The organism is Bisgaardia hudsonensis, from assembly GCF_004345785.1.
Lineage (GTDB): Bacteria > Pseudomonadota > Gammaproteobacteria > Enterobacterales > Pasteurellaceae > Bisgaardia > Bisgaardia hudsonensis.
In genome coordinates this window covers 350,792-364,006 of sequence record NZ_SLXI01000001.1, presented here as the reverse complement: position 1 = coordinate 364,006, position 13,215 = coordinate 350,792, and the positions used below count along the sequence as shown (strand labels likewise).

Sequence of the window (13,215 nt, the reverse complement as noted above, 5' to 3'; positions counted from 1 at the left end):
GAGCATATAGAGCCCCCTGCTACTAATTAATCGTTATGATTAATAAGGGCTCACGCCTTTATTTACCTGAATTATTCTGCAACAACTTCTGCAGTTGCAGATTCTTCAACTGCAACGAAGTTTTCTTCAGTTACGGATTCTTGATTACTCGCCTCTTTAACGGCAGCTGATGCTGCTGAAAGATATAGTTGAATCGCACGAGCCGCATCATCGTTACCAGGAATAACGAAATCAACACCATCTGGATTTGAGTTTGTATCAACAATTGCAAATACAGGAATGCCTAAATTATTTGCTTCTTTGATAGCAATATGCTCGTGATCTGCTGCAATAACAAAAATTGCATCTGGAAGACCAGCCATATCTTTAATACCACCAAGACTTAACTCAAGTTTTTCCATCTCACGAGTACGCATTAATACTTCTTTTTTGGTTAATTTATCAAAAGTACCATCTTGAGATTGAGCTTCCAAATCTTTTAAGCGTTTAATTGATTGACGAACAGTTTTCCAGTTTGTCAACATACCACCTAACCAACGGTGATTTACATAAAATTGTTTACAATCTAATGCCGCTGCTTTTACTGCTTCTGACGCTGCACGTTTTGTACCAACAAATAAAATTTTTCCTCTATTGCTAGCAATACGGTTTAATTCAACTAATGCTTCATTAAACATAGGAACTGTTTTTTCTAAGTTGATAATGTGAACACCATTACGTGGTCCAAAAATAAATGGTTTCATTTTTGGATTCCAATAACGAGTTTGGTGACCGAAGTGAACGCCTGCTTGTAGCATATCGCGCATTGAAACTTGTGCCATAATATGTTTTCCTTTTTTTGGGTTTAGCCTCCACATACTAAGTAAATCGACCGTTTGGCACCCCGATTTACTCTAAAGAGTATGTGTGTGATTTAGTATTAAAATTTATTATCTTGAAAGACTCAAAATAACTTGCGTTTTATATCATAAAATAGACTCAAAAACTAGAAAATTTTATGAAAAAAGGTGCCAACAATGCTAGCACCTAAATTTTTATGAACAAAAATAATTATTCTTGAAGATCTTTCATAAAATCTTCATTAATTTCTACCTTTGCTTTTTCTCTTAATGCTTTAGACAAGGTGGAGACCAACTCTAATTGGTTTACTCTCTTTAATTGCTCTCTAAAAGCAAGCAAATCATTTTCACTAACACTGATCTGATCTTCAACATTAGTTAATTCAATAATAACCACATTGCCTAAAGAATCTCTTGAAACAGAGAACACCGAATTATTGATTGGCTTAACCATAGAGAAAATAGCTTGATTTAATAAACTATCTTTATTTTCTGCATATACCCAAGTTTCCAATTCACCAAACTGAATATTAACGGCTGAATCTTTAGAATTTGATGTAAGTTTATCTGCTATTTCTTTTGCTTGACTCAAAAGCATCAATTCAGCTTTCTGTTTTTTCAAATAAGTAATTATATCTGTTTTAGCATCTTCTAAACTACGAATACCTTGAGGCTTGTGCTCCAAAACTCGCACTATGATTGAATGCTGGGTTCCAACATTAATAGCCTCTGAATTAACGCCACCTTGAGAAATATCTGAATCAAAAATAGTACTAATTAAATTAGCATAGTTCAATGCATTCGGTAAATCTTTACGAGAAAAGTAATCTGTTTCTTGTATATCCACACCAACAGCTTTTGCAGCTTCAGACAAAGATTCAGGATGTTCAAATGCTTTTTCATTAGCAATTTTTTCCATTGAATAAAACTCATTCACTGCTAATGTGTTCCTAACAATTTGTTCAATTTCACTTTTAACTTCATCTAAGTCACGTGTTTTTACTTCATTTACTTTAATAATATGGTAGGCATTATCAACTTTTACAGGTTGAGAATACTCCCCTACAGATAAGCTTACTGCCGCTTGCTCAAATGTAGCTGGCATCATACCCGATACTATCCAGTTAAGATCACCGCCATTTTTACCTGACAATTTATCTATTGAATATAACTTAGCTAAACTTTCAAACTCTTCACCTTTTTGTAAACGATTATAAATATCCTTTGCTTCATTTTCTGTTGCAACTTGAATATGAGAAAGGTGTTGAGTAATAAATTGTGGCTTATTATCTTGGTAATATTGTGCAATTTCGACATCTGAAACCTTAACATTTTTTTCTGCCACAGTTTGTGTTAAATCAAGATATTGTACTTTTACCAATTCAGGTACAGAAAATGCATTTTTATTTGCATTGTAATAATCTTCAATTTCTTTGTCTGATACTACTTGTTTGTCAATCTCCTGCTCTATCGGTAAGGTAGCTAAACGAACATGGCGTTTTTGAAAAAATTGATTTTCTAAATTTTGAAACTGTGAAGGAACTAAAAAATCAGATTGTGCGATTCCCGATTGAATTTGTGAGACCTTTAATGCTTCACGAATATAACTAGCATAAGTATTAGATGATATACCGTTTATTTGTAAAAACTGCTTATAAAGATCATTATCAAATTTTCCATCCTTTTGAAAAGAAGGAATCTTAACAATTTCTTGCTTAATTTGATCATCACTGATCCCTAACTTCAATTCATTAGTATATTGACGCAATAATTCTTCATCAATTAAGCGATTTAAGACTTGCATTCTTAATGAATTAATAAATTCGGGACTATCGGCAACGGCGGCAAACTGAGAGCCTAATTCCTGACTCGCATTCTGATAAGCATTATTATATTGCTGTGAAAAAGTCTGCTGTGAAATTTCTTCCCCATTAACTTTTGCCACTGAAGTATCTATTTGGGTGAACATATATCCCGCAACACCACTCAGTACAAATGATACTGCAATAAAACCAAAAATAATCTTAATTATAATGCTGTTTGAAGCAGCATGAATTTTTTCCATTAACATTGTTGTTACCCTACAAAATTTAGGTTAAGTTTAACTTGATGAATTATAATCTAAAATTGAATATATCGCACCATAAAATAAAGCCAAATTAAAAATCTGGCTAAAAAAATAACCGCACTTTAATTAATAGAACGAGTTCTAGAACTTGGCTTACGGGCAGTAGAAGTTTTCACTTTCTTAATTGGTGATAATTTAACAAACTCTACACCCAACGGTGGATTTTCTAATGCTATCGTTAAAACTTCATCAATAGTTTCCACTGCATGAATTACAAGATTATTTTTAGCATTATCTGGAATATCTTCCAAATCTTTAACATTTTCCTTTGGAATAATAACTGTTTTAATTCCACCACGATGTGCAGCCAATAACTTTTCTTTCAGCCCACCAATAGGTAATACCTTACCCCTCAAACTGATCTCCCCTGTCATTGCCACCTCAGATTTAACTGGATTTCCAGTTAAACAAGAAACTAAAGCGGTACACATTGCAATCCCCGCACTAGGACCATCTTTTGGCGTTGCTCCATCAGGAACATGAATATGAATATCACGTTTTTCATGAAACTCATTATTAATACCTAACCCTTCAGCTCGAGAACGGACAACAGTCATTGCAGTTTGAATAGATTCTTTCATCACATCACCAAGTGAACCAGTATAAGTTAATTTTCCCTTACCTACGACAGAAGCGGTTTCAATAGTTAATAAATCTCCACCTACTTCTGTCCAAGCAAGTCCTGTCACTTCACCAATTCGATTTTTAGAGTCAGCTTGTCCAAAATCAAAGCGTTTAATACCTAAATAATCTTGTAAATTACTTGAATCAACTTTTAAAGATTTCAATTTTTTATCTAAAAGTAAATTTTTCACAGCTTTACGGCAAATTTTGGATATTTCACGCTCAAGCCCACGAACACCAGCTTCTCTAGTATAGTAACGAATGATATCAAGAATTGCACTTTCTTTAATTGATAACTCCCCATTTTGCAAACCATTTCGTTCCATTTGTTTGCTCAACAAATGTTTTAAAGCAATATTCAATTTTTCATCTTCCGTATAACCAGAAAGACGAATTATCTCCATACGGTCAAGCAATGGTCCTGGAATATTCATCGAGTTAGAAGTTGCAACAAACATCACATCTGATAAATCATAATCAACTTCTAAATAGTGATCATTAAATTTAGTATTTTGTTCAGGATCAAGAACTTCCAATAAAGCAGAAGAAGGATCTCCTCGCATATCGGCTCCCATTTTATCAATTTCATCAAGCAAAAATAATGGATTTTTTACGCCTACTTTTGCCATTTTCTGAATCAACTTACCTGGTAAAGCACCAATATAAGTTTTACGATGTCCTCGAATCTCCGCCTCATCACGAACACCACCTAACGCCATTCGAGTATATTTACGCCCTGTCGCATTTGCGATAGATTGACCTAATGATGTTTTACCTACCCCTGGTGGTCCCACTAAACATAAAATAGGGCCTTTTAATTTATTCAAACGAGCCTGTACCGCTAAATACTCTAAAATACGCTCTTTTACACGTTCTAAACCATAGTGATCTGCATCTAAAACCGCTTCTGCTTTCACAAGATCTTTCTTTACTTTACTACGTTTATACCAGGGAACTTGTAACATCCAATCAATATAACTACGAACAACAGTTGCTTCAGCAGACATTGGAGACATCATTTTTAATTTTTGTAACTCAGACTCAGCTTTTTCACGAGCTTCAACTGGCATTTTAGCCTCTTTGATTTTCTGACTTAGCTGCTCAATCTCATCAACGGAAGGATTATCCCCCTCGCCACCAAGCTCTTTTTGCAATGCTTTGATTTGTTCATTCAAGTAATAATCGCGTTGATTTTTTTCCATTTGTTTTTTAACACGATTACGAATTCGTTTTTCTATTTGCAAAATATCTGCTTCTACCGCCATTAACGTAAGTAAATGCTCAAAACGATCCATAATATTAGGTAATTCAAGCAACTCTTGTTTTTGCTTTACAGTAATTGGCATATGAGCTGAAATTGTATCGCTAAGACGATCAAAATCATTAATACGTTGTAATGCAGAAACCACATCAGGTTGAATTTTTTTATTTAACTCTGCATATTTTTCAAACTCAGCCAATACCGTATCTTTCAATACTGATAATTCTTTCTCATCATTAAATTCAGTTTTAATAATATCAATATTGGCAGAAAAGAAATCATCATTTTCATTCAAAGAATTAACTTTTGCTCGATATTGTCCTTCAACTAATACTTTTACCGTACCATCAGGTAACTTTAATAATTGAATAATATTAACTACTGTTCCAACATTATAAATATCATCTATTGTAGGATCTTCTAATTCGGCTTGCTTTTGAGATACCAACAATAGCTGTTTATTATTTTCCATTGCCTCATCAAGACTACGAATAGATTTTGGTCTACCAACAAATAATGGCATAACCATATAAGGAAAAACTACCACATCACGCAATGGTAGAACAGGAATGACCTTTTGTTTACTCCGTTTTGCGTTCATATATACTCTCTTTTAGTAAAATTATTATTAATTGTTATATTGGGTTAGGAGTGACTAATATCAAGTAATAAAAGAAAAGTGCGGACAAAATACCGCACATTTTTTATTTTTATAAAATTATCAATGATATTCTAATTTAGGTGCTTTATTTTTAGTAATTGTTTTCTCTTCAACAACAACTTTTTTCAAGTTGTTTAAAGAAGGTAAATCATACATTGTATCAAGTAATAATCCTTCAAGAATTGATCGCAACCCCCTAGCACCAGTCTTACGTTGAAGTGCTTTTTTCGCCATTGCTACTAATGCTTTTTGAGTAAACTCTAATTGAACATCTTCTAAATCAAATAATGCTTGATACTGCTTAACCAAAGCATTTTTAGGCTCAGTCAAAATTTGAATAAGTGCCTTTTCATCAAGTTCGCTTAATGGTGCGATAACGGGTAAACGTCCAATAAACTCTGGAATTAAACCAAACTTCATTAAATCATCAGGCTCAACTTGACTAAACAGTTCACTTAAACTAACTTGATTCTCTTCTGTTTTTACATCTGCACCAAAACCAATCCCAGTATTTCCTTTAGCTGTACGCTTCTCAACTATTTTATCCAATCCAGCAAAAGCACCACCACAAATAAATAAAATTTTTGATGTATCTAATCGCAACATTTCTTGCTGAGGATGCTTACGACCACCTTGTGGTGGTATTGAAGCAACCGTACCTTCGACTAATTTAAGTAATGCTTGTTGTACACCTTCACCAGATACATCTCTTGTTATTGATGGATTTTCTGATTTACGAGTAATTTTATCGATTTCATCAATATAAATGATGCCTCGTTCCGCTTTTTCTACATCATAATCACAGTTCTGAAGTAATTTTTGTAAGACGTTCTCCACATCTTCTCCAACATAACCAGCTTCAGTTAAGGTTGTTGCATCAGCCATAGCAAATGGCACGTCCAACATTCTAGCCAATGTCTGAGCTAATAATGTTTTACCACTTCCCGTAGGACCAATTAATAAAATATTACTCTTGCCTAGCTCTACATCAATTGTTTTTTCTGTTTTTCTTAAACGTTTGTAATGATTATATACAGCAACTGCCAATACTTTCTTAGCATAATCCTGTCCAATAACATAATCGTCTAAATGTGCTCGAATCTCGTGAGGAGTCAATAATTTTTCTTCTTTTTTTGTCTCTACTGACTCAATCGCTGCTGATTCCCCATCTTCTTCTACATCAACTAACATATTATGGCAAAGTTCAATACATTCATTGCAAATATAACCATCAGTACCTGCAATTAATTTATCGACCTCTTTTTGTTCTTTACCACAAAAAGAACAATGTAAATCTTTTTCTTTTGTCATTATATCGTCCAATATTTATCTTTTATCCAAAACTTTATCAACAAGCCCATAATTTTTAGCTTCTTCCGCAGACATAAAATTATCACGATCTGTATCTTTTTCAATTTTCTTAAGAGATTGCCCCGTATGAAAAGCTAAACGCTCATTCAATGTATGCTTAATTTTAAGAATTTCCTGTGCATGAATTTGAATATCTGATGCCTGTCCACGAAAACCACCCAAAGGTTGATGAATCATTACTCTTGCGTTAGGTAAAGCTGCTCTTTTTCCTTCTGCACCACCCGCAAGTAAAAATGCTCCCATAGAGCAAGCTTGTCCGATACATAATGTTCTCACATCAGGTTTAATGAACTGCATTGTATCATAAATAGCCATTCCAGCAGTAACTGATCCACCAGGGGAATTAATATAGATACTAATGTCTTTTTCTGGACTTTCAGATTCTAAAAAAAGAAGTTGAGCAACAATCAAATTCGCCATACGATCCTCAACTTCACCACTTAAAAAAATTACACGCTCTTTTAATAAGCGAGAATAAATATCGTACGAACGCTCTCCACGAGATGTCTGTTCTACAACCATAGGTATAACACTCATAACTAACCCCTTTCTATTATTATTTGTTATAAAGACAACACTACTTCTATATTAACTTAAAATACCGCTAAAAAGCACTTAAAACTTACTATATAACAAAAATGCGGTCAGTTTTATTTATAAAACGACCGCACTTTATACTTACAAAAATAATTAATTATGCTTTTGGATTCATAATTTCATCAAATGTCGCAGATTTTTCAGTAACTTGCGCTTTTGATAAAACAGCATCAACTGCTTGTTCTTCTAACACAACATTACGGATATTATTCATTAACTCTTTGTTTTTCAAATAATATTCAACAACTTCTGATGGTTGTTCATAAGCTGAAGCAATATCTTCAATCATTGCTTTAACACGGTCTTCATCTGCTTTTAATTCGTTAGAAGTAATCACTTCTGCGAATAACAAGCCAACTTGCACACGACGTTTTGCATCAGCTTCGAATAATTCACGTGGTAATTGAGCTGCTTGTTCTTTATTACCACCAAAGCGTTGTGCTGCTTGGTTACGTAAAACTTCAATCTCTTGCTCAATTGCACCAGTAGGAACATCTATCGGATTTTGAGCTAATAACCCATCAATAACTTGTTGTTTTACTTTAGAAACTAAAGCAGTTTTTAATTCACGCTGCATATTTTTTGCGATTTCAACTCTTAAATCAGCGACTGTCTTTGTATTTGGACCAAACTTAGCAACAAATTCATCTGTCAATTCTGGTAATACCATTACCTCAACTTTTTTCAATGTAATAGCAAATTTAGCAGCTTTACCTTTTAAATTTTCAGCATGGTATTCTTCAGGGAAAGTAACATCAATATCAAATTGTTCACCAGCCTTATGACCAACAATGCCTTCCTCAAATCCAGGGATCATGCGACCTTGTCCCATTAATAAAGTGAAATCTTCTGCTTTTCCACCATCAAATGCTTCACCATCAACAGTGCCTAAGAAATCAATAACAACACGATCTTCAGCCGTAGCTATATCAGCTTTTTCTGCCCAAGTAGCCTGTTGCTTACGTAACACATCAACCATTTTATCAATATCAGCATCAGCAATTTCAACAACTGGTTTTTCTACTTTAATTTCTTCCAAACCTTGTAATTTTACTTCAGGGTATACTTCAAATGTTGCCGTAAATTTTAATTCTTTACCTGCTTCAAATTGTTCAACAGAAAATGTTGGACGACCAGCTAGATTAACTTTATTTTCAAACATTACTTCAAAAAAATGTTTTTGCAATAAATCACCTAACACATCTTGGCGAACTGATGCCCCAAAACGTTTTTCAATAATTTGAGCTGGAACTTTACCTTTACGGAATCCATCAACACGAGCGTTTTTAGAAACACGTTTTAATTCTTCGCGAACGGCTTGCTCTACTGTTTCAGCTGGAACAGAGATGTTTACACGACGCTCAAGCCCTTGAGTTGTTTCAATATTAAATGACATTATGTTACCTCAAAATGAATTTGCACTCGGCGAAACACACGCACCGAACACGTTATTAAATAAATCTAGATTAAAGACCTTGAATTATAACGATACATTTACTATCAGTCGAGAGAATGACATATAAAAAGCTACGCCCGCCTAAAATTCAACCGAAATTAATCCTTAATTTTACAAAATTCTAAAATTTTTCTAAATTTTAAGCCATATAGTAACTTTTAAATCAATAAAATATACATATAGCTATAATACTTTGCTTGCCTAAAATCATAATAATTTTATCTTAGACTAACACTTCTAATACAGCAAACAGAAATAAAAAAGTCGAATAATTAAATCCGACTTCATACTAATTATCTATATTATCGAAAAGATTAAATGATTTCGCTAAGTTTTATTGGACGCCCTTCATCTAATGATTTTTTTGCAGCAATAGCAATTAAAACTGGTTGTAACCCATCATTACCATTTACCAATGTTGGTTTATTATTTACAACAGAATCGACAAAACAAATCATCTCATCGGCAAAAGATTGCATATAACGCTCTAAAAAGAAATATTTTGGTTTCTCAGCAATTACACCAGTATCGCTAGAATAAATAGCAGTTGAATTTGTATCATTTGCTGTTTGAACGGCTCCTTTTGAACCAAAAACCTCCGCTCTTTGATCATATCCATAAACAGCTTTGCGACTGTTATCAATCACACCTATAGCTCCATTAGCAAGTTTTAATGTAATAACGGCTGTATCTATATCTCCTGCCTTTCCTATTTCAGGATCAACTAAAACACCACCAGCCACATATACTTCTATTACTTCACTACCAGATAAATAGCGAATCATATCAAAATCATGAATTGTCATATCAAAAAACATACCACCTGAAACTTTTACATATTCAATAGGCGGAGCATCTGGATCCCTTGAAGTAACACGAATAAGATGCGGTTCTCCAATTTTACCTGAAACGACATGATCTTTAATAGCCTTAAAATTATGATCAAAACGGCGGTTAAATCCGACTTGGAATTTAACTCCAGCCTTCTCAACTTCAGATAACACCTCTTTAATTCTTTCGACATTTGCATCAACTGGCTTTTCACAGAAAATATGCTTACCCGCTTGAGCGGCCTCAATTGATATTGGTGCATGAGTATTCGTTGAAGAACAAACTAACACCGCATCAATTTCAGGATCTTGAAGAATCTGTTTATAATCATCATAAACATTTGGAATCCCCATTGTTCTAGCCCAATCTTTTAACTCATCTGTAACACGAATATCTGAAATTGCTTTAATTTCAGCACCCTTTACATATTTAGTAATACTTTCAGAATGAACTCGACCTATACGTCCAGCACCAATAATACCAACTTTAATCATATTAAACTCCTGCTACTTCTTTAATGTATTTACGGCCTTTTAAAGCATATTCAAATGGATTAGCTAATGCAGGATCTTGTTCTGCTTCAACAACCATCCATCCTTTATAATTATGTTTTTCTAAAATATCGAAAATCGGTCTAAAATCAATAACACCATCACCAGGAACAGTGAAAGTCCCTTTTTTAACACCCTCTAAAAAACTAAGATCATTATTTTTCACTTCAGCTACAACTTCATCTCTTACATCTTTTAAATGAACGTGAACAATACGGTCAATATATTTATCTAAAACATCTAACATTGCTTGTTGTGAACCTTCAGAGTAATAAAGATGACCAGAATCAAATAATAAATAAACATCATCATTAACAACATTCATATAGCGATCAACTTCTTCAGGTGTCTGAATGCCTGTTCCCATATGATGATGTAAGCAAACTTTCATATCCTTTTCTGCTGCAAGTTTTGCTAATTCATTATAACCTTCAGCTAAAAGTTGCCATTCGTTATCAGTAAAAATTGTTTTTTCTTTAAAAATAGATTTTGATGTACCCTGAATACTACGGCTCTGTTCTGAACAACCAATAACTTTAGCCCCCATAGCATGTAAAAAATCACGATGTTCAATAAATCCTTTAATTGTTTCTTCTTTTTTTCCATCTACAAAAAAGGTACTGAACCAAGCATTACAAATTTGAATACCTCGTACGTCTAGTTTATGTTTAAGCACTGCAACATCACGAGGATATTTATTACCAACTTCGCACCCCGTATAGCCTGCTAATGCCATTTCACTCACACATTGTTCAAATGTATTTTCCGCTCCTAATTCAGGAAGATCATCATTAGTCCAACCAATAGGAGCAATTCCTAATTTTACATTTTCAGCTTTCATACTTTTTCCTTTTTACTAAAATAATAATGCTTAATTAATATAACCATATGACTAACACTAATAACGTCTAGCTTTATCAATCTCTACAACTGATGTGCTATAAGCCTGTTGCACCGTTTCTTTGTCCGATACTTCTGGTACCCCAACATGCCACCAACTGTCATAACCATTTGCCATTGTTTTCGGTAAAACCTTAATATCAATTAAGGTTGATACTGATTGTTTTTTTGCATCGTTCAAGGCAAAAAGCAGTTCTTCCTCTGTGGTAACTTGATAAGTTTTACATCCATAAGACGCGGCATTCATAGCGAAATTAATAGGAATCAATCCACCATTTAATTGATTCGTATCAGTATTTCTAAAGCGAAATTCAGTTACAAAGCTATCCATTCCATGACCAATTTGTAAATTATTAATACAACCATTTGCCATATTATCAAAAAGAATAATATTGATTTTTTTATTCTCTTGAATAGATGTAACTAATTCAGAATGAAGCATCATATAAGAGCCATCACCAAGTAAAGCATAAACTTCTTTATCTGGATTAGCTAACTTACTCCCTAAAGCAGCATTTACTTCATATCCCATACAAGAATAACCATATTCTAAATGATAAGTATTTTCTCCTTTTGTTTGCCAAATTCGCTGTAAGTCACCAGGTAAACTTCCAGCAGCAGCAACAATAATGTCATTTTTATCTAAATGCTTATTTAAAATACCTAGTACTTTTGTTTGCGTTAAACAAGAATTTGTCAATCGGATAAATTCATCATAAACACGCTCACGATCCAAACGGTCATCAATTTCAGGTATAAAATCTTTTCCTGTATAAGTTACATTATGAATTCTTTCTAACTCCTGTTTTAACGCTTCTTTAGCTTCTACAATCTTATTTCCCCATTGAGCTTGATAATTTGTTGGTGCTAGTAATTGATTTAATTGACCTAATGCCTCTTTAGCATCAGCAATAATTTGTATTCCATCTAACTTATAAGCATCAAAACGAGCAACATTAATATTTAAAAAATCGACATCTTGATTTTTAAAGATCCACTTAGATGAAGTGGTAAAATCAGTATATCTTGTTCCTATGCCAATAATTAAATCCGCATCTTTCGCTAATAGGTTTGCTGCCAAACAACCTGTAACACCAACACCACCGACATTAAAACTATGCTCAGAAACAACCGCACTTTTTCCTGCTTGAGTTTCAGCGAATGGAATATGATAGGTTTCAGCAAAAACTTTCAATTGTTCTGTAGCTTGTGAATAACGAACACCACCACCGCAAATAATCAAAGGTTTTTTCTTACTTTGAATTAATCTAATAGCCTCCTGTAACATAGTATCTGTTGCAGGTATTCTATTTATACGATGAACGCGTTTTTGTAAAAAATATTCTGGAAAATCATAGGCTTCAGCTTGAACATCTTGAGGAAGTGAAATAGTTACAGCTCCCGTTTCTGCAGGATCGGTCAATACTCTCATTGCATTAATACAGGCACTCATTAATTGTTCTGGGCGATTAACCCTATCCCAATATTTACTTACTGCTTTAAAAGCATCATTAGTACTAATGCTCAAATCATGATATTGTTCTATTTGTTGTAAAACTGGATCAGGTTGCCTTGTCGCAAACACATCACCAGGTAATAAAAGAAGTGGTATTCTATTTGCGGTAGCTGTTGCGGCAGCAGTAATCATATTAGCCGCCCCAGGCCCTACTGATGAAGTACAAGCATAAATTTTCTTACGCAAATTTTGTTTAGCAAACCCAATGGCCACATGTGCCATACCTTGTTCATTACGCCCTTGACGAACAATTAAATTTCCAGAATCTTGTTCCAATGCTTGACCTAATCCTAGTACATTTCCATGCCCAAAAATACCAAATATACCTTCTACAAATTTCGTAATTTGACCATCACATTCAACATACTGATTATCTAGAAATTTAACTAATGCTTGCGCCACTGTTAAACGGATTGTTTTCATTTCTATATTCTCCGATTTATCCTAATTCTTTGAACATATAATCACAAAAAAATTTCA

The 13,215-nt window shown here is 33.7% G+C and carries 9 protein-coding genes; all 9 read right to left on the bottom strand.

Annotation, left to right across the window (positions count from 1 at the left end; genetic code table 11):
- Positions 1-71: 71 nt before the first annotated feature.
- The 9 genes from rpsB to iolD all read right to left on the bottom strand — a co-directional run bounded on the left by rpsB (position 72) and on the right by iolD (position 13,158).
- A complete protein-coding gene (gene rpsB / locus EV697_RS01710) occupies positions 72-821 on the bottom strand; it encodes a 30S ribosomal protein S2 (protein ID WP_132021909.1) in 750 nt (249 codons plus the stop codon).
- A gap of 229 nt (positions 822-1,050) precedes the next feature.
- Entirely contained in the window at positions 1,051-2,910 is a 1,860-nt protein-coding gene (gene ppiD, locus EV697_RS01705) for a peptidylprolyl isomerase (RefSeq protein ID WP_132021907.1), read from the bottom strand.
- A gap of 119 nt (positions 2,911-3,029) precedes the next feature.
- The gene (gene lon / locus EV697_RS01700) at positions 3,030-5,453 is read right to left on the bottom strand and encodes an endopeptidase La (RefSeq protein WP_132021905.1); all 2,424 of its coding nucleotides are present in this window, start codon (positions 5,451-5,453) and stop codon (positions 3,030-3,032) included.
- Between the two features lie 120 nt (positions 5,454-5,573).
- Positions 5,574-6,824 (bottom strand): ATP-dependent protease ATP-binding subunit ClpX, encoded by a 1,251-nt coding sequence (gene clpX, locus EV697_RS01695; protein WP_132021903.1) that lies wholly within the window; start codon positions 6,822-6,824, stop codon positions 5,574-5,576.
- A 15-nt stretch (positions 6,825-6,839) separates the two neighbouring features.
- Entirely contained in the window at positions 6,840-7,421 is a 582-nt protein-coding gene (clpP, locus tag EV697_RS01690) for an ATP-dependent Clp endopeptidase proteolytic subunit ClpP (RefSeq protein WP_132021901.1), read from the bottom strand.
- 157 nt (positions 7,422-7,578) lie between these two features.
- Positions 7,579-8,877 carry a trigger factor gene (tig, locus tag EV697_RS01685; protein ID WP_132021899.1) on the bottom strand — a complete coding sequence of 433 codons (1,299 nt, stop codon included), beginning with the start codon at positions 8,875-8,877 and terminating at the stop codon, positions 7,579-7,581.
- A 374-nt stretch (positions 8,878-9,251) separates the two neighbouring features.
- Positions 9,252-10,262, bottom strand: coding sequence for an inositol 2-dehydrogenase (iolG, locus tag EV697_RS01680; protein WP_132021897.1), 1,011 nt, complete (start codon positions 10,260-10,262; stop codon positions 9,252-9,254).
- A 1-nt stretch (position 10,263) separates the two neighbouring features.
- On the bottom strand, positions 10,264-11,160 hold the full coding sequence (iolE, locus tag EV697_RS01675) for a myo-inosose-2 dehydratase (protein WP_132021895.1): 897 nt from the start codon (positions 11,158-11,160) through the stop codon (positions 10,264-10,266).
- Between the two features lie 57 nt (positions 11,161-11,217).
- On the bottom strand, positions 11,218-13,158 hold the full coding sequence (iolD, locus tag EV697_RS01670) for a 3D-(3,5/4)-trihydroxycyclohexane-1,2-dione acylhydrolase (decyclizing) (RefSeq protein WP_132021893.1): 1,941 nt from the start codon (positions 13,156-13,158) through the stop codon (positions 11,218-11,220).
- Between the last annotated feature and the right edge of the window lie 57 nt (positions 13,159-13,215).

What these genes read in the sequence shown, in the direction of transcription:
- rpsB (WP_132021909.1), bottom strand. Translation starts at nt 821, where the DNA reads ATGGCACAAGTTTCAATGCGCGATATGCTACAAGCAGGCGTTCACTTC.
- ppiD (WP_132021907.1), bottom strand. Translation starts at nt 2,910, where the DNA reads ATGTTAATGGAAAAAATTCATGCTGCTTCAAACAGCATTATAATTAAG.
- lon (WP_132021905.1), bottom strand. Translation starts at nt 5,453, where the DNA reads ATGAACGCAAAACGGAGTAAACAAAAGGTCATTCCTGTTCTACCATTG.
- clpX (WP_132021903.1), bottom strand. Translation starts at nt 6,824, where the DNA reads ATGACAAAAGAAAAAGATTTACATTGTTCTTTTTGTGGTAAAGAACAA.
- clpP (WP_132021901.1), bottom strand. Translation starts at nt 7,421, where the DNA reads ATGAGTGTTATACCTATGGTTGTAGAACAGACATCTCGTGGAGAGCGT.
- tig (WP_132021899.1), bottom strand. Translation starts at nt 8,877, where the DNA reads ATGTCATTTAATATTGAAACAACTCAAGGGCTTGAGCGTCGTGTAAAC.
- iolG (WP_132021897.1), bottom strand. Translation starts at nt 10,262, where the DNA reads ATGATTAAAGTTGGTATTATTGGTGCTGGACGTATAGGTCGAGTTCAT.
- iolE (WP_132021895.1), bottom strand. Translation starts at nt 11,160, where the DNA reads ATGAAAGCTGAAAATGTAAAATTAGGAATTGCTCCTATTGGTTGGACT.
- iolD (WP_132021893.1), bottom strand. Translation starts at nt 13,158, where the DNA reads ATGAAAACAATCCGTTTAACAGTGGCGCAAGCATTAGTTAAATTTCTA.